Source organism: Arthrobacter sp. Ms25 (genome assembly GCF_059090365.1).
In genome coordinates this window covers 125,241-146,193 of sequence record NZ_JBNHFP010000001.1, presented here as the reverse complement: position 1 = coordinate 146,193, position 20,953 = coordinate 125,241, and the positions used below count along the sequence as shown (strand labels likewise).

Genomic DNA, 20,953 nt, shown 5'->3' with positions numbered 1-20,953 from the left:
AATGCCGGCGTCCGGCAGATTGCTTGGTCGGAGGGGATCCGGAGGGAGGCCGTGTGCGCGGCCACCCTCCAGGGTGCCTTAGTAGGCGAAGTCGAGGACATCGTCCTTCTTCTTTCCGGGAGTGCCGTCCGGGTCCTGGCCGGGGGAATTCATCCCGCCGGTGGCGCCGTCGTCACCGCCGAGCAGGTCCGGCATCGCCGCCGGAACACCGCCGCGGACGAACTTGAACAGCAGGCGCACCTCCACGATCAGCAGGGCCAGGTAGACCAGGGTGAAGGCGGAGACGGAGAACAGCAGCTCCCCTATGCTCACGCCCGGCGAGACGGCCGCCGCGGTGAACATGAAGACGCCGTCGGAGCCGGTGGGGTTCGGTGCCACCACAAACGGCTGGCGGCCCATTTCGGTGAAGATCCACCCGGCGGAGTTGGCGCCGAACGGTGCCAGGATGCCGAAGACGGCAAGGCGCATCAGCCACTTGGACTCCGGGACGGTGCCCTTGCGGACGGCCCAGAGGGCGTAGGCGGCGGCGACAGCGGCAATGCCGCCGAAGCCGATCATGATGCGGAAGCCCCAGTAGGTGACGGCGAAGTTCGGCGTGTAGTCGATTTCCATGCCGGAATTGTCGCCGTACATTTCGTTGTCCGGCAGATTGGTGCCGTAGGCGTCCCGGTATTCCTCGAGCAGGGTGTTCACGCCCCGGATTTCAGTGTCGAAGTCGCCGTTGGCGAGGAAGGACAGCATGCCCGGGATTTCCACCAGGGTGTCCACGTCCTCACAGTTCTCCGCGCCCGGGTCACCGATGGACAGGACGGAGAAGCCGGTGCCGTCATGGCACGCCGCTTCCGCGGCCGCCATCTTCATGGGCTGCTGCTCAAACATCAGCTTGCCCTGCAGGTCACCGCTGACTGCGACGCCGGCGAAGGAGATCATGGCGACGACGGCGCCGATGCGCAGGGAGCGCAGCCAGACGGTGTGGTCGGTCTTGTCGCGGCCGATGGCGGCGTTTTCGCCGACCACCACGTAGCCCCGGTCATCCACGGTGTCGATACCGTCGCGGCGCCGCTTCCAGAGGTGGTACCAGGCAATGCCGAGCAGGAACCCGCCGGCCACGGCGAAGGCGCCGAAGATGGTGTGCGGGAACGCGACGAGGAGGGTGTTGTTGGTCAGCACGGCCCAGATGTCATTCATGACCGGACGGCCGTCGACCATTTCCACGCCCACGGGGTGCTGCATCCAGGAGTTCGCCGCCAGGATGAAGTAGGCCGAGAGCATTGAGGCGAGTGTGGTGATCCACAGGCACGCCAGGTGGATCTTCGGGGGCAGTCTCTTCCACCCGAAAATCCACAGCCCCAGGAAGACGGATTCGGTGAAGAAGGCCAGCAGCGACTCCAGCGCGAGCGGGGCGCCGAAGACGTCACCGACGAAACGGCTGTACTCGCTCCAAGCCATACCGAACTGGAACTCCTGGACCAGGCCCGTGGCCAGTCCCAGGATGAAGTTGATGAGGAACAGCTTGCCCCAGAACTTCGTCATTCGCAGGTATTGTTCTTTGCCGGTGCGCACCCAGGCTGTCTGCATGGCTGCCACCACGATCCCCAGCCCAATGGTCAGCGGGACCATGAGGAAGTGGTAGACGGTCGTGATGCCGAACTGCCACCGGGCGATATCCAGTGCTTCCACGCTTGTAGTCCTTCAGTTGAGCAATGACTTCTACACGCTGTAGAATTCCTAACTTCTACACAGCGTAGAACAACTTAGCCAAGATTTCTACGTGATGTAGAACAAACGGCCGGAACGGGGTACATTAGTAAGTCTGGACCCGTTACAGGGGTCCGCCGGGGTCTCGATCAAAAAAGGATGCACATGGCAACGCTCGGTGAGCTTGAACGCGCAATGATGGACCTGTTGTGGGAAGCAAACGAGGCAGCAACCGCCAATGAACTCCGCGAGAAATTGGCGCAGCGTGAGGACTCTGCCGACGGCAAGGGCCTGGCTGTCACCACCGTACTGACCGTGCTCTCGCGGCTGGAGAAGAAGGCGCTGGTTCAGCGCGAACGCGATATCCGCCCCCACCGCTACCGGGCCGTGACTACGCGCGCCGAACACACCGCCGAACTGATGCACGAAGCCCTGGGAAGCGCGAATGACCGGGAGGCCGTGCTGGCCCGGTTTGTCGGGTCCGTCTCCGACACCGAGGCCCAAATGCTGCGCAGGCTGCTCGGCGCCTAGAACTCCGGGTGTTCTGGGCCTCCTACGCACTGGCTGCGCTGGCGATCGTGCTGGCGTGGCCCGTTCCGGTACTTCTTTCGCGGGCGCAATGGCCCGCACGTTCCCCGTTCACCGCCATGGTCCTCTGGCAGGCGATAGCCCTGGCCGGCGGCCTGTCCATGATCGGCGCCATGCTGACCTGGGGGCTTGAACCGCTTGGGAACAACCTGCTGGACGGACTGCACGGCCTCTGGCGCATCCTGCTGAACGGCGCTCCGGCGAGCACCCTGGGCCTGGTCCACGTTTTCGCCCTCAGCGCCGCGACGCTGCTGGGCGCCCATCTGGTCTTCACCCTGCTGCTGACCTATTACCGGATCCTGCGCGGCAGGCGCCGACACCGGAACATGCTCAACCTGCTCAGCAGCCCGTCTGCGGACACTCCTGCCACCCTGGTGATCCAGCATCCGACGCCGGTGGCCTACTGCCTTCCCGGCGGCGCACGCTCGGTGACCGTGCTCTCCGACGGACTGCTGAACATGCTCTCCGAGGAGGAACTGGCTGCGGTCCTGACGCACGAGCGGACCCACCTGGCCCAGCACCACCATCTCCTGCTATGGGCCTTTGCCGCCTGGCGCGCGGCCCTGCCCTGGCTGCCGACCTCCCTGCTGGCCCAGCGTTCGGTCAATGAGCTCATCGAGATGCTCGCCGATGACGAGGCGCTGCACGAAGTGGACCGGATGACCCTTGTCCGCGCCGTGGCCATTGTGGGCTCGGGAACCCCGGCACCGGCGGCGGAAGCAGATCCGGCACGCCAACCGGCCCGGGCGGCCGCTCCCGTGACTCTTGGCGGCCCTGAGGGTTCCGAAGCGCTGGGCACCGCAGGCCGGCTCAGCCGCCTCCTGACGCCTCAGCCCCCGCTGCCGCGCTGGCAGCAGTGGTGCGTGCTGGGTCTTTCGATCCTGCTGCTGGCCGTGCCGACCACGCTGCTGATCGCCCCCGGCCTGCTGGACTAAGTCCGGTCCCCGACCGGACATCCCGGCGGACGGGAGCATCGGGTCCGCCGGCGGCGGCCGCTAGGCGTCGATGCGGTCCCGGTCCAGCATGGCGGCGCCGGCGATGATGAAATCCTTGCGCGGGGCCACGTCGCTGCCCATCAGCAGCTCGAAGGCCTGCTCGGCTGCTGCTGCTTCGGAAATGCGTACCCGCCGCAGGGTGCGGTGCCGTGGGTCCATGGTCGTTTCGGCCAGCTGGCCGGCGTCCATCTCCCCCAGTCCCTTGTAGCGCTGGATCGGTTCCTTGTACCGCTTGCCTTCCTTCTCCAGCCGGGAAAGCACCTGGTGCAGTTCCTTTTCGCTGTACGTGTAGACCATCTCGTTGCTCTTGGAGCCGGCATTGATGACCTCGACGCGGTGGAGCGGCGGAACGGCTGCATAGACCCGCCCGGCCTCCACCAGGGGACGCATGTAGCGGAAGAACAGCGTAAGCAGCAGTGTCCGGATGTGCGCGCCGTCAACGTCGGCGTCCGTCATGAAAATGACCTTGCCGTAACGGGCGGCGTCCAGCTGGAAGCTGCGGCCGGAGCCTGCACCCACTACCTGGATCAGGGCCGCGCACTCCGCATTGGACAGCATGTCCGCCACGGACGCCTTCTGGACGTTGAGGATTTTGCCGCGGATCGGCAGCAGTGCCTGGTAGTCCGAGGACCGGGCGAGCTTGGCGGTGCCGAGGGCACTGTCGCCTTCCACAATGAACAGCTCCGAGCGTTCCTGGTCATCGATCCGGCAGTCCGCCAGCTTGGCGGGCATGGTGGAGGTTTCCAGGGCGTTCTTACGGCGCTGGGTTTCCTTGTGGACGCGGGCGGAAATGCGGGACTTCATCTCCGCCACCACCTTTTCCAGCAGCTGCGAGGACTGTGCCTTGTCGGCCCGGGCCGTCGAGTTCAGGCGGGCCGTGATTTCCTTCTCCACGACCTTGCTCACGATCGCCCGGACGGCTGAGGTGCCCAGGATTTCCTTGGTCTGGCCTTCGAACTGCGGTTCGGCCAGGCGGACGGTCAGCACGGCAGTGAGTCCGGCGAAAACGTCGTCCTTTTCGATCTTGTCGTTGCCTGCCTTGAGCTTGCGGGCGTTAGCTTCGATGACCTTGCGGAAGGTTTTCAGCAGGCCCTGTTCAAAGCCGCTCTGGTGGGTTCCCCCCTTCGGCGTGGCGATGATGTTCACGAATGAGCGGATGGTCGTTTCGTAGCCGATTCCCCAGCGCAGGGCAATGTCCACCTCGGCCTCGCGCTCGATCTCGGTGATGCGGCTGTGTCCGCTCTCGTCCAGCACGGGTACGGATTCCTTGAACTTGCCCGAGCCGTGCAGCCGCCAGATATCCGTGACGGGCGCGTCAGCTGCCAGGTAGTCGACAAACTCGGCGATGCCGCCGTCGTGGTGGAAGACCTCCTCCACCGGACCGTTTTCCCCGGGCGTGCCGGGCAGGCGCCGTTCATCGCGGAGGGTGATCCGCAGTCCGGGCACCAGGAACGAGGTCTGGCGGGCCCGGGCCTGCAGTTCCGTGTAGGAGAACTTGGCGTCCGGAGTGAAGATCTGCCGGTCCGCCCAGTACCGGATGCGCGTGCCCGTGACGCCGCGCTTGGCCTTTCCCACCACTTCCAGCCGTGAGCTGTCCACGAACGGAGAGAATTTCGCCTCGGGGCCGGGTTTCCTGCCGGCGTCGTCAAAATGCCCGGGCTCGCCGCGGCGGAACGCCATCTGGTAGGTCTTGCCGGCGCGGTCCACCTGCACGTCGAGGCGGGCCGACAGCGCATTGACCACGCTGGCGCCCACGCCGTGCAGGCCGCCCGAGGCCGCGTAGGACCCGCCGCCGAACTTTCCGCCGGCGTGGAGCTTGGTGAAGACGACCTCGACGCCGGACAGCCCGGTTTTCGGTTCGATGTCCACCGGGATGCCGCGACCGTCGTCGTGGATTTCGACGGAACCGTCCGGGTGGAGGATGACCTTGATGCTTTGCCCGAAGCCGGCCAGGGCCTCGTCGACGGAATTGTCGATGATCTCCCAGAGGCAGTGCATCAGGCCGCGGGAGTCGGTGGACCCGATGTACATGCCTGGACGCTTGCGGACGGCTTCCAGTCCTTCCAGGACGGACAGGTGCCGGGCGGTGTAATTCGAACTAGGGGGCGCCACGTGCGTTGAAACTCCTTGGTGCCGGCCGTTTTGCCGGTAGAGATATCCGGGAACAATCAGGAACTCCTACAAGGTTAATCCCAGGCGGTGACACTTCCGGCCAACGACTCAGCTGCGTGAGACTGCCCACAGGGCCCGCGCAGGAAAGCTACGCGCAGAGCGAAAGGCGGGCCAACCTGCAAAGGAGAGGGTGTCAAAGATGGTTATATGAAGTATCAACACCCTTGAGGAGGCAACTCATGACAGCAGCAGTAGCAACCCGTGAGCTGAACAGCCTGGACCGCTGCGACCGTTGCGGCGCACAGGCATACGTACGTGCCGTACTGGAATCCTCCGGTGGGGAACTGCTCTTCTGCGGGCACCACGCCCGGGCGGTGGAGGCGAACCTTCGTCCGCTCACCTCGGAATGGCAGGATGAGACGTCACGCCTGAACGAGAAGGCGCCCGTCTCCGCAGAGTAAACGTGCCTTGGCCTGCATGGTCAGCGAAGCCACGGGCTGAAGTCCGCGTTTGACGCGTCGTACCAAGCTTGAAGAAGTCCCCTTCCGCGACGGAAGGGGACTTCTTTTTGCCTATGCCGCCGAACGGATAGCCGGCCGTCCGGGCAGGACCAATCCTTCGGGCTGCCTTCGGGTAAAACAAAAGGCACCCCGGCTGATGCCGGGGTGCCTTTCACGCAGCTGGGGCCGATGCCTAGTCCAGGTAGTCCCGCAGGACCTGGGACCGGGACGGGTGGCGCAGCTTGGACATCGTCTTGGATTCGATCTGGCGGATCCGCTCGCGGGTGACGCCGTAGACCTTGCCGATTTCGTCCAGCGTCTTCGGCTGGCCGTCGGTGAGGCCGAAGCGCATTGCCACCACACCCGCTTCCCGCTCGGACAGCGTGTCCAGCACGGAGTGCAGCTGTTCCTGCAGCAGCGTGAAGCTGACTGCGTCTGCCGGAACCACGGCTTCGGAGTCCTCGATGAGGTCACCGAACTCGGAGTCGCCGTCTTCGCCCAGCGGAGTGTGCAGGGAGATCGGCTCGCGGCCGTACTTCTGTACCTCCACGACCTTTTCCGGCGTCATGTCCAGTTCCAGGGCAAGCTCTTCGGGAGCCGGCTCGCGGCCCAGGTCCTGGAGCATCTGGCGCTGCACGCGGGCCAGCTTGTTGATGACTTCCACCATGTGCACCGGGATGCGGATGGTGCGGGCCTGGTCCGCCATGGCACGGGTGATGGCCTGGCGGATCCACCAGGTGGCGTACGTGGAGAACTTGAAGCCCTTGGTGTAGTCGAACTTCTCCACGGCGCGGATGAGGCCCAGGTTGCCTTCCTGGATCAGGTCCAGGAAAAGCATGCCGCGGCCGGTGTAGCGCTTGGCCAGCGAGACCACGAGGCGGAGGTTGGCTTCGAGCAGGTGGTTCTTGGCACGCTTACCGTCGTGGGAAACCCACTGAAGCTCGCGCTTGAGCTTGGGGTCCATACGCTTGTCGGCCGGCAGCAGCTCATCGGCTGCGAGCTTCTCCTCGGCGTACAGCCCGGCTTCGATCCGCAGCGCCAGGTCCACTTCCTGCTCGGCGTTCAGCAGGGCAACCTTGCCGATCTGCTTCAGGTAGTCCTTGACCGGGTCCGCGGTTGCACCGGCGGAGACGACCTGCTGCGCAGGCGCGTCGTCGTCGTCGGCATCCGAGTACACGAAACCGGATCCGGTGGGTGCGGCTGCAGCGTCGCCCGCTTCAACGGCGTCGGCGTCGGGCTCGACCTCCGGGGCCTCAACGTCTTCATCAACCTCGGTGCTGGCAGCCTTGGCGGTCTTCGCAGCGGTCTTCCGACCGGCTGCAGCGGTGCCTGCCTTGGCCGGAGCCTTACGGGAGGCAGCGGGCTTGCGGGCCGTCTTGGCAGCGGTCTTTTCGCCGGAAGCAGCCTCCTTGGGGGCCGCCGCGGACGGGGCCTCAGTTGCGGCAGTGCGCTTGTTTGCAGTGTCAGTCTCTTCGACTGCAGTTGTCTTTCTCGGCGACACAGAAAACCTTTCATACGGCGGGTTGTGGCACCGCCATTGGGGGCAACACCACTATGACCCTGTCAAGTCCGTGTTTGCTTCCAAGTGTTACGGCTTGGCATGTCCTTATAGAACACGCTGTGCCGGTGTTTTGTTCCGCCGGTCACAGGGACTGGCAGCTCAAAGGACACTTGATACACGAACCCGACCGGGTCTCGGTTCCCATTGTCGCACGTTTTCCGCTCCGCCACAGCACGGCGCATGCCGCAGATACGGATGGCACCGGCCGGTCAGCCGTCCGCAAGGCCGGGCCAGGACCCTGCCCGCGAGCGGGTCCAGTCCGGCAGGATGCCCGTGCCCAGCAGTTCCTGCAGCAGCAGGGCCAGACGGTATCCGGGGCAGGCCTGCAGCGCCTGCTGGAGATAGATGTGGGCACGGGAGCCCCGCCCCCTGGCCCACTCCATCCAGGCCAGCAGCGAAAGCAGGGCCGCCTTGGACTCGCCCCCTGCCACCGGGACAAGGTCGGTAAGCACTGTGTGCGCCCGGTCCAGCAGCACCCAGTCCGGCGCACCGGTTCCCCTGCCCACAAGTATGCTGCGGAAATCCGCGGAGGCTCCGTGGCGGCGCCGGGACCGCGGCAGCAGCGGAAGGGTACCCGGGTCCCCGCCGGGAGCTCCTGCGCGGCCTGCTCCGGGAAGGACCGGAGGGTTCAGCTGCCGGCGGACCAGGCCGTTCGCTTCGGCCCCGAGGATCGCGGCGTCTTCCCCCGCAGCCGCCATGACCAGCACGGTATCGCGGATCCCCTTGTCCCCGAGGCTGGCCAGGAGGAAACCTGCCCGTTCGGGATCCCGGTGCGGGCGGACTCTTCCGCCGGCACTGGGGCCGGGCCTGTCTTCGGCATAGGGGACGGCACCGGCACCCCGAACGGCGCCGAGCCGGTCGCCGGCGGGCCCGTTCAGCTCCGGGCCGCTGCCGGAGAAGCATTCGGTCCACAGTGCCAGGGTCCCCCTAAACTGGTCCCGTTCACACCAGTGCCCTGCCAGCCGACGGGTAAAGCGGACCTGCTCCCGGGCAACTGCGCCGCGGTTCGGCCATGGTGCGGGGAAGGATTCCTTGACCGCCCGTTCCAGCGTGGCGGCAAAGGCACTCCCCCGGTACACCAGCTCCGTGTTGAGCATGCTGTCCGTTATCTGTGACCGGGGCGCACCCGGCCAGGGGCAGCAGTCCGGGCGGGTGCAGAAGTAGTCCCGCCAGGTCTCGGAACCCACCATCCAGCCTTCCTGCACGGGCATGCCCGCAGCGGACAGTTCCTTCTCCAGCCGCCGGATCAGCGGCCGGTACGGCGGGTGTTCCGGGTCGGGCCAGGAGGCGTCCGAGTACATCGCCAGGAGTACCCCGTCGGCGTCGGCATCCGCTGCCAGGAACCGGCGGGCGGTGGCGGCGTACGCCGCCGTCCCCGACGTGGCTGCCGGCCCGGGTGGAAGGTCAAGGCGCAGGGTCGCTCCCAGCCGTCCGCCGCGCAGTGCCATCAGCACCAGGGACTCGCGCGGCTCGAAGCCCAGCGTGTGCGGAATCAAACTGAGGATGTCTGCCGGGGCACTGACCCGGTACGGATTGCGCGGGGTGCCGTCGGCCGGTTCTGTACTCATGGCCCAAGGGTGCCCGGGACGAGTCGGCCGCGCCGGAGTGTGGCCGGCGGCTGTGCATCGGTGTCCTGTTACGGCACGCACACCTGCGGCGGTGGAGGATGAGTGCTCCTTGGAGGATCCGACAGGCCGGCAGGCACCCGGACCGGTGCGGGGCTCAGGCCCAGCGGAAAACCTTCCAGGCCACCAGCGCACACGGGACGGCCCACCCGAGCATCACGAGAAACGGCGCGGCGGTCACGGCACCCCCGTACCAGGCTGCCGTAAGTGCCTGGGTCATGGCACCAAGCGGGGTGAAAGCGGCGACCTGCCGGATCGCCTCGGGCATCAGCGGTCCGGGCGTCCACAGTCCGGCGGTGAACATGCATGCCATGAAGACCAGGAATCCGATGCCGTAGGCGTTCTGGGCGGTTCCGGCGACGGCGGCAATAAGCGAGCCCACGGCCATCATCGCGGCGACGCCGAAGAGGACCACGAGGACAACCAGCCCGGCGTTGCCCGGCATCCGGCTGTCGAAGGCAATCCTGGCCAGCAGGACCGTGACGGTCACCGCAACGGCGAGCGACACGGCACTGACGATCCACTGGGCAAACAGGATGCGGTGCGCGCCCACGGGAGTCACGCCCAGCCGGCGCAGGACACCGCTCTCCCGGTATCCGCTGATCGCCGACGGGTAATTGGTCACCGCAACACTGGACAACGCTACGGCTATGGACAGCGGCACAAGCAGGTCGATGGGGCGCAGGGCAGCGTAGAGGGGATCAGTGCCTCCCAGCGGTGCCCTGGTGCCGGGCAGGATGAATCCCTGAAGCAGCAAAATCGCCGAGGGCAGCACCAGCGCCATAAAGAGACTTACCGGGTTGCGCATATACAGCGTCGCTTCCGTGCGCGTCAGGGCTCCCAGTGCCCGCATGGCATCTCCTCCATTAGGTGGCCGTGGGCTCGATAAAGGCCAGATACGCGTCCTCGAGGCTGCCGGACCCGCCGGTGTTCCTGCCGGCGGCCGCGAGCAGTTCCGCCGGGGTGCCCACAAACCGGGTCCGGCCGGCGTCGATAATCGCCAGGCGGTCACAGAGACGTTCGACGTCGTCAAGGTAGTGGGTGACGAGGATGACCGTGATGCCGCCGTCCTTCACCCGCTGAATGAGCTGCCGCACGTCCCGCCTGCCCTGCGGGTCGAGCCCCGTGGTCAGCTCGTCGAAAACCACAATGTCGGGGTTGCCGATGAGGGCGAGGGCAATCGAAAGGCGCTGTTTCTGCCCGCCGGAAAGCTTGCCGAAGGGGCGCCTGCGGTGTTCATGCAGCCCTACGGTGTGCAGCAGCTCCGATACGTTGGCCGGGGCGGGGTAAAAGGCGGCAAACAGGCGCAGCGCTTCCTCAACGCGGAGCGCAGGAGGCAGGGCCGCCGCCTGCAGCTGATAACCGACGTGTTCGCGGACCGCTGCCCGGTCAGCTGCGGGATCGACGCCGAGTACCGTGACGCGTCCGTGGTCGGGCCGCAGCGTGCCGGCCACGCAATCTACCGTTGTGGTCTTGCCCGCACCGTTGGGGCCCAGAATGCCGAAGGCTTCGCCGGCGTCGATCGAAAAGGTCACGTCTTCGAGCGCTGCGACATTCCGAAACGCCTTGGAGAGCCCGTTCACGCTTACCACTGTGCCGGTGGGCACCTGTGCCCTGGTCATGCCGATCATTCTGGCGGCGGGGCGGCGCAGGGGTCAAGAGTGCCGGAGCAGGGCGGTCGTGCCCCGGCGGCTCCTACCGGGAGCCGGCCCCCTGGCGCTCCTCGCGGCGCCGCTGCCGTTCCCTGGCCAGGGCTGCACGCAGCGGCGGCAGCGGAGACCCTTCGTCGGCCAGCCGTGCGCGGATCTTGCCGCGGGTGCGCAGGATGCCCAGGACACCCACCGCCATCACGGCGAACTGCACCGACAGGGCAATCCGGAACGAGTCCAGCGCGTAGAGGTTGCCGCCCGAAAAACCGCTGTTGTTCAGCACGTCCAGCACCACGCCGATGAAGTACATGCTCACCAGTGAGGCAATGAAGCCACCGATGTTCACGATTCCGGTGGCAGTGCCAAGCCGGGAACTGGGGTTGTACGTCCGCGCGAAGTCGAAGCCGATCATTGACCCGGGGCCTCCGACGGCGAGCAGGGTCACCAGGACCACCAGCAGCCACAGCGGGGCCGGACCGGGGTAGAGCAGCACCGCCGCCCATCCAGCCGCCATGGCTCCGGCGATCAACAGCACCATGGTGGACCGGCGCAGCGGGTGCCGGCCCACCCAGGAACCGATCCAGGGGCCGCAGATGATGCCGACGACGACGAAATAGGTCATCAGCCCGGAGGCAACGGCCGAGGAAACGCCTTCGGCGCTGACCAGGTACGGGAAGCCCCACATCATCACGAACACCGTGCCGGGGAACTGGACGGTGTAGTGGGTCCACATGCCCAGCCGCGTTCCGGGCTGGGCGAACGCCTCGGCCAGGGAGGTGCCGGTCTGCCTCAGCGGCAGCGGCACCGGCGCCTCACCGCCCTGGGGCCGGTTCCGCACGCACGCCAGGGTCAGCACCAGCGCCAGCAGGGACAGGGCGGCAGCAGAAAGGAAGGCGGGGCTCCAGCCGAACCGGTGCAGCACGAAGGCAAACGGAATTGCGCTCACAACCTGCCCCAGCTGGCCCACGAGGCCGGTGTACTGGGTGAGGACGGGAATCTGCCGGCCGGAGAACCAGGCCGGCAGCAGCCGAAGCACCGAGATGAACGTCAGCGCATCTCCGGCGCCCACCAGCGAGCGTCCCAGGATACCGGCACCGACGGATTCGGCAGTGGCCAGCTGCAGCTGGCCCGCGAGCATCAGCGCCGCTCCCCCGGCGATCAGCAGGCGGGGGCCGAAACGGTCCACCAGTACTCCCACGGGGATCTGCAGGCCGGCGTACACCAGAAGCTGCACCACCGTGAAGATGGACAGGACCGACGCCGTGGCGGAAAACCGCTCAGTGGCCTCCAGCCCGGCCACTCCGAACGACGTGCGCTGGGTCACCGCCGCCAGATAGGCAAAGACGCCGACGCCCCAGACAATCCAGGCCCGTGTTCCACCCATCGCCGCTGCAGCCCCGGCCAGGGGCGCGGCCTTAGGCCCTTCCGGTCGGTCCGTTCCCTTCGTCGCTGCCGTGGCCGTCTGCCGTGCCCTCAGTGGCATGTGGTGCATTCTCCTGATCCGGATATCCGCTCGGTTCGCTGCTGTCGGCGCCGTGCTGGTTTTCCGGCCACAGCGCCTCTGATTCCTCTTCGGCCTGCGGGCTCGCGAGGTACGCTTCCACCGCTGCTCCGATTTCCTCAGCGTCGGCCAGCTCGTCGTTGCCTTTGACCAGCAGGGAACGGCGGACGGTGCTTTCGGTGTACTGGTCGTAGCGCTTCTCCAGGGTGGCTACGACACCCTTCACTTCCGCGGAGGCCTCCACCTGTTCGGTTATCTGGCGGTCCACGTCGCGGCCGGCCTCGCGGAGCCGGTCGGTCGGCAGCACCAGTGACGCCGCGGCACCGAGATACTCCAGTCCGGCGACCGCGGCGGGCGGGAACTCAGCCTCGGCCAGGTAATGCGGTACGTGCACTACGTGCCCGACGACGTCGATCCCGGCCTCGACGAGGCGCAGTTCCAGGACGTGCCCCACGGCGGCCTGGATCTGGGCGATCGGGGCCCAGGAACTGATCCCTTCCACCAGGTCGGGACGGTTTCCGTGGGTGGTGACACCGATCGGACGGGTGTGCGGGACGGGCATCGGAATCGAGTGCACCCAGCACACCAGTGTCACGTCGAAGGCCTGCACCAGGTGCAGCACAGCAGCCGTAAAGCGCTCCCACTGCAGGTCCGGTTCGAAGCCGGTCAGGAACAGGAACGGCTCCCCCAGCCCGTCGTACATCCGGTACAGCTCGAGCCGCGGCGGTTCGTAGTCGCTGAGATGATCCTCGATAAAGGAGATCTGCGGGCGGCGGTTCCGGTAATCGATGAGCTGGTCGGCGTCGAAGGTGGCCACCAAGTCGTGTTCCAGGGCATCGAAAAGCTCGTCCCGGATCTGGCTGACCACGTGGCCGGCCTCGGCGAAGCCGGTGAAGCCGGCAAGGAGCTTCAGGCCGGACAGGTCCCCGGATTCCGCAACCTCAGGATTCAGGTTAAACAGGGTCAACGGATCAAGCATGTCTTACCCCTTCCGGGAACTCTCGTGCGCTCTCGGCACAGGACGGTACCGCCGGGTGTTCCCGGCTGCGGCAAACCGCTGCTGTGCCCTTCTTCAAGGGTAAACGCCGGGACACGTCCGTTTCATTCCGCCATTGGGACCGCGGACGGTGCCGCACCGACCGCGGCCGTCCGTAAGGTTGCGGCGTGCGGGCGTCCTTCAGACTACGATCGGTGGGATAAACGCAAAGCAACACAGAAACGTGAGGAAGCAGCTTCGTGAACAAAGCCAGTGAACCCAGCCTGTCGGCAGTATCAAGGGACGGGCGGAAGGTTGCCGCCAGCGCACTCGTGATCGGCGTCGGCCAGACCCCCGACGGTCCCGTCCTCGTTGAAAGCCCGCTGTCACCCAAGGCTTCCGCTGCCTTGGCTGCTTCGCTGCCGCTGCTCGGCGTCACCGGTGCCGCCGACGAGGTCCACCGCCTGCCGGGCCTGCCCGAGGCAGACGCCGACATGCTGGTCCTCACGGGCCTGGGCAAGGTGTCGGCCGGCGTGGCTCTGACCGAGGAGGCACTGCGCCGCGCCGCAGGCTCGGCCGTTCGACAGATCGCCGGGACCGCATCAGTGGCGCTGGCCCTGCCGGCCGGCACCGTGGCCGACGCCGCCGCCGTCGCCGAGGGTGCCCTGCTCGGTGCCTACAGCTTCACCGAACACCGCAGCGCCGCGACTGCCGGCAAGGTTCCGGCCCCGGTCTCCGAGATCACCGTCATTACCGCCGCTGCCGACGAGAAGGCGCTGAAGCCCGCCCTCGAGCGTGCCCGCATCCTCGGCCGTGCCGTCAACGCCACCCGCACGCTGGTCAACCAGCCGCCGAGCCACCTGTACCCGGAGACCTTCGCCGCTGCCGCCAAGGACCTGGCCAAGTCCCTGCCCGTGAAGGTCACGGTCATGGATGAAAAGAAGCTGGAACGTGACGGCTTCGGCGGCATCCTCGGCGTCGGCAAGGGCTCCGCGCGTCCTCCCCGCCTGGTCAAGCTGGAATACGCTCCCCTGCGCTCGAAGGCCAAGCTGGCCCTCGTCGGCAAGGGCATCACCTTCGATTCCGGCGGACTCTCCCTCAAGCCCGCCGCCGGCATGCAGGCGATGAAGTCGGACATGGGCGGGGCCGCCGTGGTGCTCAACGCCCTGCTGGCCATCGCCGAACTGGGGCTTCCGGTCAAGGTGACCTCCTGGCTCTGCATTGCCGAGAACATGCCCTCCGGCACGGCCCAGCGGCCCTCCGACGTCATGACCACGTACGGCGGCCGTACGGTCGAGGTCCTGAACACCGACGCCGAGGGCCGGCTCGTCATGGCCGACGGCCTGGTCGCCGCCAGCGAGGAAGGCCCGGATGTCATCATTGACGTCGCCACCCTCACCGGCGCGCAGATGATCGCCCTGGGCAACCGCGTCTCGGCAGTGATGGGTGAAGAAGGGGTCCGCGACGCCGTCAAGGCCGCCGCGGACCGCGCCGGCGAGCTGTTCTGGCCGATGCCGATCCCCGAGGAGCTGCGCGCCAGCCTGGATTCGCAGGTGGCGGACATCGCCAACCACGGCGAACGTTTCGGCGGCATGATGACCGCCGCCACGTTCCTGCGGGAGTTCGTCGGCGAAGTCAACGGAACCAAGATCCCGTGGGCCCACCTGGACATTGCCGGACCGGCCTTCAACGAGGGCAGCCCCTACGGGTACACGCCCAAGGAAGGCACCGGCGTCGCCGTCCGCACGCTCGTTGCCTACGCCGAAGATGTCGTGGCGCGCGCCTCATAGCATCCAATACCGTTCCGTGAAACGGAACTGACGCTTGTGGCAGGTGTTTCTCATTACACTTAGCCCCCTACCGCCGGTGTTCAAGTGGATGCTGGTGGTAGGGGGCGATAGGGTGAGGACTGATCACAAACGCCCAATTACTCATCGGCGCGCATGGGGCGCGTCAACGAATACGCGAGGGAGCGTCCAAGTGGCCGATAAGGCAGCTGCGCAAGAGTTCGACATCCTGATCCTCGGCGGAGGCAGCGGCGGCTACGCTGCAGCCCTGCGTTCCGTGGAGCTGGGATTCTCCGTAGGTCTCATTGAAAAGGGGAAGCTGGGCGGGACCTGCCTGCACAACGGCTGCATCCCCACCAAGGCACTGCTGCACTCCGCCGAAATTGCGGAGAACGCCAAGACGGCCTCGAAGTACGGCATCAATGCCACGTTCGACTCCATCGACATGAACGCCGTGAACTCCTACAAGGACAACATCATTGCGGGCAAGTTCCGCGGCCTGCAGGGCCTGATCAAGTCGAAGGGCATCACCGTCATTGAAGGTGAGGGCAAGCTCACCAGCGAAAAGACCATCGAGGTCAACGGCGAGACCTACACCGGCAAGAACATCATCCTGGCCACCGGCTCCTACTCCCGTTCACTGCCGGGACTGGAAATCGGCGGCAAGGTCATCACGTCCGACCAGGCCCTGAAGATGGACACCGTGCCCAAGAGCGCGGTCATCCTCGGCGGCGGCGTCATCGGCGTCGAATTCGCCTCTGTCTGGAACTCCTTCGGCGTGGACGTCACCATTGTGGAGGGCCTGCCCTCCCTGGTCCCGAACGAAGACGCAGCCATCATCAAGCAGCTCGAGCGCGCCTACAAGAAGCGCGGCATCAAGTTCAGCACCGGCATCTTCTTCGACAACGTCCAGCAGAACGACGACGGCGTCGTCGTCACGCTGGCCGACGGCAAGACCTTCGAAGCGGACCTGCTGCTCGTCGCCGTGGGCCGCGGCCCTGTCACCGCCAACCTGGGCTACGAAGAGGCCGGCCTGACCATGGACCGCGGCTTCGTCATCACCAACGACCGCCTGCACACCGGCGTCGGCAACATCTACGCCGTGGGCGACATCGTTCCCGGCCTGCAGCTGGCCCACCGCGGCTTCCAGCAGGGCATTTTCGTCGCCGAGGAAATCGCCGGCCTGAAGCCCGTGGTGGTGGAGGACGTCAACATCCCCAAGGTCACCTACTGCGAGCCGGAAATCGCCTCCGTGGGCCTGACCGAAGCCAAGGCAAAGGACAAGCTGGGCGCCGAAAACGTCGAGGTCCAGGAATACAACCTGGCAGGCAACGGCAAGACCTCCATCCTCGGTTCCTCCGGCCTCATCAAGATGGTCCGCGAGAAGGACGGCCCCATCGTGGGCGTGCACATGATCGGCGGCCGTATCGGCGAGCAGATCGGTGAAGCCCAGCTGATCGTGAACTGGGAGGCGTACCCTGAGGATATTGCCGGCCTGATCCACGCACACCCGACGCAGAACGAGGCGCTGGGCGAGGCTGCCATGGCCCTGGCCGGCAAGCCCCTTCACGGTTAACACCTAAGATTCACTCCCCCTTCGGCCGCATCCGGCCTGTGGATGCGGCCGAAGGGGGACATCATCACCAGCACCAGCGGCACGGCTGGTCACAAAAGATCTAACAAGGAGAAACGGGGACAATATGTCTGAAACCGTGAACTTACCAGCCCTCGGCGAAAGCGTTACCGAAGGCACCGTCACCCGCTGGCTGAAGAACGTGGGCGACCGCGTCGAGGTCGACGAGCCGCTGCTCGAGGTATCCACCGACAAGGTCGACACCGAAATCCCCTCCCCCGTTGCCGGCGTCATCGAGGAAATCCTCGTGGCCGAAGACGAAACCGCTGAGGTCGGCGCTGCGCTCGTGCGCATCGGTGACGGCTCCGGTTCCGGCGAACAGCTGGACGACGGCGGCAGCGCCGCCAACCAGGAAGCCCCGGCCCAGGAAGCCGCCGAAGAAGCTCCCGCCCCTGCAGCTGAAGAAGCACCCGCTGCCGAGGAAGCGCCTGCCGCGGACTCCGGTTCCGGCGAAGGCACCGAGGTCACCCTCCCCGCACTGGGCGAGTCCGTCACCGAAGGCACCGTCACACGCTGGCTCAAGGCCGTGGGCGACGACGTCGAAATGGACGAGCCGCTGCTCGAGGTCTCCACCGATAAGGTCGACACCGAGATCCCCTCCCCTGTGGCCGGCAAGCTGCTGGAAGTCCGGGTCAATGAAGACGACACCGCCGAGGTCGGATCCGTCCTGGCCGTGATCGGATCCGGTGCAGCCGCTCCCGCCAAGGCCGAGCCGAAGGGTGCCGAGCCCGTCGCAGCCGCCTCCAAGGACGAGCGCGAAGCTCCGGCCGCCGAGCCGGAAAAGGCTGAGGCCCCGAAAGCTGAAGCCCCCAAGGCCGAGGCTCCCAAGCAGGAGGCCCCGAAGCAGGAAGCCCCCAAGGCTGAAGCTCCGAAGGCCGACGCCGGCTCCTCCGAAAGCACGTACGTCACCCCGCTCGTGCGCAAGCTGGCCAACCAGCACGGCGTGGACCTCAGCACCGTCAAGGGCTCCGGCGTTGCCGGCCGTATCCGCAAGCAGGACGTCCTCGAGGCTGCCGAAGCCAAGAAGGCAGCGTCCTCCCAGCCGGCTGCCTCGGCTCCTGCTGCCGCTCCTGCCGCGTCCGAAAAGGCTGCTCCGGCGCAGATCAGCGAAGCCAGCGCCAAGCTGCGCGGCACCACGGTGAAGGCACCGCGCATCCGCCAGACCATCGCACGCCGCATGCGCGAGTCCCTGGAAGAGTCGGCCCAGCTGACCCAGGTGCACGAGGTCGACATGACCCGCATCGCAGCCCTGCGCCAGAAGGCCAAGGGCAGCTTCCAGCAGCAGAACGGCGCGAAGCTCACCTTCCTGCCGTTCATTGCCAAGGCAGTTGTCGAGGGCCTGAAGCAGCACCCCGTCCTGAACGCCTCGTACAACAACGAGACGCAGGAAATCACGTACCACGACGCCGAGCACCTCGCGATTGCCGTGGACACCGAGAAGGGCCTGCTGGTTCCGGTCATCAACGACGCCGGTGACCTGAACATCACCGGCCTGGCGAAGAAGATTGCCGACGTCGGCAGCCGGACCCGCAACAACAAGATCGGCCCCGACGAGCTCTCCGGCGGCACGTTCACCATCACGAACATCGGCAGCGTCGGAGCCCTCTTCGACACCCCGATCATCAACCAGCCACAGGTCGGCATCCTGGGCACCGGCGCCATCGTCAAGCGGCCCATGGTGGTCACCGACGCCGAGGGCAATGACAACATCGCCATCCGTTCGATGATGTACCTCTCCCTGACGTACGACCACCGCCTGGTGGACGGCGCCGATGCAGGCCGCTTCCTGCAGACGCTGAAGGCACGCCTGGAAGAAGGAAACTTCGAGGCAGACCTGGGACTCTAGGTCTCCGGTTCCGCCGAGACAGGGCGCTCTCCCCTTCCGGGGAGGGCGCCCTGCGCGTTTCACCGGCTATGCGTGAGTTTCTCTACATGTTGTAGAAAAGTTATTCCCCCGCCCCGGTTTCTTCAGGGTTCCTGACTCGCAGTCGGTAAACTTGCCGTATGGACTTCCTTCACAACTTCCTTGTCTTCCTGCACATCCTCGGCGCAGCCATCATCGTCGGCATCTGGTTTGCCCGGATCAAGAACCCGACCGTGCTGCCCGGCCAGTTCCATGCGTCGCTGCTGCAGCTGGTCACCGGCCTGGCCCTGGTGGCAGTCAATGAGATGGGCGACGGCGACGTTGACCATATGAAGGTCGGCATCAAGCTGCTGATCGCGCTGGTGATCGCCGTCCTGGCCTTCATCGGGCAGCGCCGCTACAAGAAGGACGAGCCGGTTTCCTCCGGACTCGCCAACAGCGTGGGCATCCTCACAATCGTCAACATTGCCGTGGCCACTATGTGGTAGTCCGCACAACAGCGGAAATAGGATGGGATGGTGCGCCGGCTTAAAGCCGGCCCCGTCCCATTACTGCTTAAGGAGACCCCATGGCTACAGTCCGTTCAGCCCATACCGTTTGGAACGGAAACCTCTTCGACGGCAAGGGAGATGTCACCCTCGACTCCTCCGGACTCGGCACCTACGACGTCACGTGGAAGGCCCGTGCAGAAGAAGCCAACGGCAAGACCAGCCCTGAGGAACTTATTGCCGCGGCCCACTCGGCCTGCTTCTCCATGGCCTTCAGCAACGGTTTGGCCGAGGCAGGAAAGACCGCAGAACGGATCGAAACGTCCGCCGACGTAACCTTTGTCCCCGGCACCGGCATCACCGAGAGCCGGCTGAAGGTTACTGCGGTGGTTCCCGGCCTCACCTCCGAGGAGTTCACGGACATCGCTGAGGCTGCCAAGAGCGGCTGCCCCGTGTCACAGGCACTCGCCGGCATCAAGATCACCCTGGATGCCACTCTGGAGTCCTAGGCCCTCACACCGGAGGCGCGCAAGGCCCGGACCGCAGCTTGCGGTCCGGGCCTTGCGTCTGTCGCCCCGCCGTCCTGCGGCCCGCACCCAATAACGGGGTTCTGCACGGCATCCGAACCTGCGGGGGTGTTGGTCACCGGCGGGCCCGCGTAGCGTGGCCTGCAAGCAAGCTTGGCCCTCGCGCCAAGGGAGCGGTTTCGACAGGATCGCAACGGCGTCTGAAGGTAAAGAAATGAACCTTACTCCCAAAGAAATCGACAAGCTTTACGTGTACCAAGTGGCAGATTTGGCCCGGAAGCGGCGAGACCGGGGCACCAAGCTCAATGTCAGCGAAGCAACCGCCCTCATCTGCGAGGCAATACTTGAGGGTGCCCGCGACGGCCGGACCGTGGCCGAAGTGATGGAGCTCGGCAAGAACATCGTCTCCGAATCCCAGTGCATGGACGGCGTCCGCGAGCGGCTGCCGCTCCTGCAGATCGAGGCCACCTTCGTTGACGGCAGCAAGCTCGTCTCCTGTCACGACCCCATCGGGGTGTGACTTGACCCGGCCCGCCGAGCCTCGTGCAACGGTGGTACTGGTCGGAGGCCACGAGAGCGGCAACGGGTCGGATCTCTCCTTCGTCACGGATTCCGTTCCCGGCGCCCTCGTCACCCCGGCCGGACGCCCGCTTCACAACGCGCTGGAGCAACTGCATGAGCGGAAGCGATCCGAGGCGGTGCCGGCACCAACCGTGGTGCTTCCCATGACCTTCGGGCGCAACCCGACCCTGGTCGCCGACACGGCCAAGACGCTCAAGTGGCTGGAGGCACAGACCGGTTCTTCCCCGCCGCGGCTCGCCCTGGCCGACGGATTCGGCACCGCTGACCACCTCACGGCATGGCTGCGGACCGCCGCAGTCGAAGTGCGCCGGCGGGCCCCGGGCGCAGCCGTGCTGATTGTTGCCGATGCCGCCAATCCCTTTGACGACGCCGAGCTCTACCGGATCGCGCATCTGGTGCGCATCCACGGCGCCGGCAACCCGGTGGAGGCGGCCGCCGTCGAGGACACGGATGCACTCCTCGAAGCTGTCCGCCGGCTGCGGCTGCTGGGAAGCGAGGAGACCGTGGTTGTCCCGGCCGGGTTCCGGCGGACGGCGGCGGTACACGCCGAAGCGGTCCCTTTTGGCGAAGGCGCCCTGGCCGGCACCGGGTTCTATGGTGCGCTGCTGAGCGAGCGGGCGGTGCTGCGCGTCATCCGGGAACGGGTCCGCGACGCACTGCACGCCCTCGGACACGGCCGCACCGGTATAGAGGCAGGCCTGCAGGCCGACCACGGACACGGCTACGCCCACTCACACGCCTTTGACGCGGCCAACGGCCACACGCACAGCCATGGGGAGGCCAACGGCCATACGCATAGCCACCCCGCCCCGATCGGCCTGAGTTGATCGGAGTCCCCATCCGAAACACCACGTGCAGCCACGCTGC

17 protein-coding genes and 1 pseudogene are annotated in these 20,953 nt (G+C 66.3%); 10 read left to right on the top strand and 8 right to left on the bottom strand.

Annotated elements, in window-relative coordinates:
* Window positions 1-78: 78 nt before the first annotated feature.
* The gene (locus tag AC5RT8_RS00650) at window positions 79-1,680 is read right to left on the bottom strand and encodes a cytochrome ubiquinol oxidase subunit I (RefSeq protein WP_494093780.1); all 1,602 of its coding nucleotides are present in this window, start codon (window positions 1,678-1,680) and stop codon (window positions 79-81) included.
* Window positions 1,681-1,863: 183 nt separating this feature from the next.
* Between AC5RT8_RS00650 and AC5RT8_RS00645 the strand changes: the two genes are divergently transcribed.
* A complete protein-coding gene (locus AC5RT8_RS00645) occupies window positions 1,864-2,229 on the top strand; it encodes a BlaI/MecI/CopY family transcriptional regulator (protein WP_494093779.1) in 366 nt (121 codons plus the stop codon).
* Window positions 2,230-2,237: 8 nt separating this feature from the next.
* Window positions 2,238-3,221 carry a M56 family metallopeptidase gene (locus tag AC5RT8_RS00640; RefSeq protein ID WP_494093778.1) on the top strand — a complete coding sequence of 328 codons (984 nt, stop codon included), beginning with the start codon at window positions 2,238-2,240 and terminating at the stop codon, window positions 3,219-3,221.
* 60 nt (window positions 3,222-3,281) lie between these two features.
* On the opposite strand, the gene AC5RT8_RS00635 is transcribed toward AC5RT8_RS00640, so the two are convergent.
* Window positions 3,282-5,393, bottom strand: a complete 2,112-nt coding sequence (locus AC5RT8_RS00635) for a DNA gyrase/topoisomerase IV subunit B (RefSeq protein ID WP_494093777.1) — start codon at window positions 5,391-5,393, stop codon at window positions 3,282-3,284.
* A 239-nt stretch (window positions 5,394-5,632) separates the two neighbouring features.
* Between AC5RT8_RS00635 and AC5RT8_RS00630 the strand changes: the two genes are divergently transcribed.
* A complete protein-coding gene (locus tag AC5RT8_RS00630; RefSeq protein WP_146362357.1) occupies window positions 5,633-5,854 on the top strand; it encodes a DUF7455 domain-containing protein in 222 nt (73 codons plus the stop codon).
* A gap of 232 nt (window positions 5,855-6,086) precedes the next feature.
* Here the strand turns inward: AC5RT8_RS00630 and AC5RT8_RS00625 are convergent, their stop codons facing one another.
* The 6 genes and pseudogenes from AC5RT8_RS00625 to AC5RT8_RS00600 all read right to left on the bottom strand — a co-directional run.
* On the bottom strand, window positions 6,087-7,394 hold the full coding sequence (locus tag AC5RT8_RS00625) for an RNA polymerase sigma factor (protein ID WP_494093776.1): 1,308 nt from the start codon (window positions 7,392-7,394) through the stop codon (window positions 6,087-6,089).
* A gap of 269 nt (window positions 7,395-7,663) precedes the next feature.
* Window positions 7,664-9,022, bottom strand: coding sequence for a DUF4192 domain-containing protein (locus AC5RT8_RS00620; RefSeq protein ID WP_494093775.1), 1,359 nt, complete (start codon window positions 9,020-9,022; stop codon window positions 7,664-7,666).
* Between the two features lie 154 nt (window positions 9,023-9,176).
* Window positions 9,177-9,932, bottom strand: coding sequence for an ABC transporter permease (locus AC5RT8_RS00615; protein WP_494093774.1), 756 nt, complete (start codon window positions 9,930-9,932; stop codon window positions 9,177-9,179).
* A gap of 13 nt (window positions 9,933-9,945) precedes the next feature.
* Window positions 9,946-10,701: an ABC transporter ATP-binding protein gene (locus AC5RT8_RS00610; RefSeq protein ID WP_494093773.1), complete on the bottom strand. Its 756-nt coding sequence runs from the start codon at window positions 10,699-10,701 to the stop codon at window positions 9,946-9,948.
* A 73-nt stretch (window positions 10,702-10,774) separates the two neighbouring features.
* On the bottom strand, window positions 10,775-12,112 hold the full coding sequence (locus AC5RT8_RS00605) for an MFS transporter (RefSeq protein ID WP_494094506.1): 1,338 nt from the start codon (window positions 12,110-12,112) through the stop codon (window positions 10,775-10,777).
* Between the two features lie 202 nt (window positions 12,113-12,314).
* Window positions 12,315-13,208, bottom strand: a pseudogene (locus tag AC5RT8_RS00600) (proteasome assembly chaperone family protein); the annotation flags it as partial.
* 257 nt (window positions 13,209-13,465) lie between these two features.
* On the opposite strand from AC5RT8_RS00600, the gene AC5RT8_RS00595 reads away from it, so the two are divergent.
* The 7 genes from AC5RT8_RS00595 (at window position 13,466) to AC5RT8_RS00565 (ending at window position 20,913) form a co-directional block, all read left to right on the top strand.
* A complete protein-coding gene (locus AC5RT8_RS00595; protein WP_494093772.1) occupies window positions 13,466-14,995 on the top strand; it encodes a leucyl aminopeptidase in 1,530 nt (509 codons plus the stop codon).
* A gap of 190 nt (window positions 14,996-15,185) precedes the next feature.
* Window positions 15,186-16,568, top strand: coding sequence for a dihydrolipoyl dehydrogenase (gene lpdA / locus AC5RT8_RS00590; protein ID WP_494093771.1), 1,383 nt, complete (start codon window positions 15,186-15,188; stop codon window positions 16,566-16,568).
* Between the two features lie 124 nt (window positions 16,569-16,692).
* Complete coding sequence (gene sucB, locus AC5RT8_RS00585; RefSeq protein ID WP_494093770.1) at window positions 16,693-18,471, top strand: 2-oxoglutarate dehydrogenase, E2 component, dihydrolipoamide succinyltransferase; 1,779 nt, start codon at window positions 16,693-16,695, stop codon at window positions 18,469-18,471.
* 158 nt (window positions 18,472-18,629) lie between these two features.
* Window positions 18,630-18,977 carry a hypothetical protein gene (locus AC5RT8_RS00580; RefSeq protein WP_494093769.1) on the top strand — a complete coding sequence of 116 codons (348 nt, stop codon included), beginning with the start codon at window positions 18,630-18,632 and terminating at the stop codon, window positions 18,975-18,977.
* An 80-nt stretch (window positions 18,978-19,057) separates the two neighbouring features.
* Window positions 19,058-19,486: an OsmC family protein gene (locus AC5RT8_RS00575; RefSeq protein WP_494093768.1), complete on the top strand. Its 429-nt coding sequence runs from the start codon at window positions 19,058-19,060 to the stop codon at window positions 19,484-19,486.
* 232 nt (window positions 19,487-19,718) lie between these two features.
* Complete coding sequence (locus AC5RT8_RS00570) at window positions 19,719-20,024, top strand: urease subunit gamma (RefSeq protein WP_255798053.1); 306 nt, start codon at window positions 19,719-19,721, stop codon at window positions 20,022-20,024.
* A gap of 31 nt (window positions 20,025-20,055) precedes the next feature.
* A complete protein-coding gene (locus tag AC5RT8_RS00565; protein ID WP_494093767.1) occupies window positions 20,056-20,913 on the top strand; it encodes a sirohydrochlorin chelatase family protein in 858 nt (285 codons plus the stop codon).
* Window positions 20,914-20,953 lie beyond the last annotated feature (40 nt).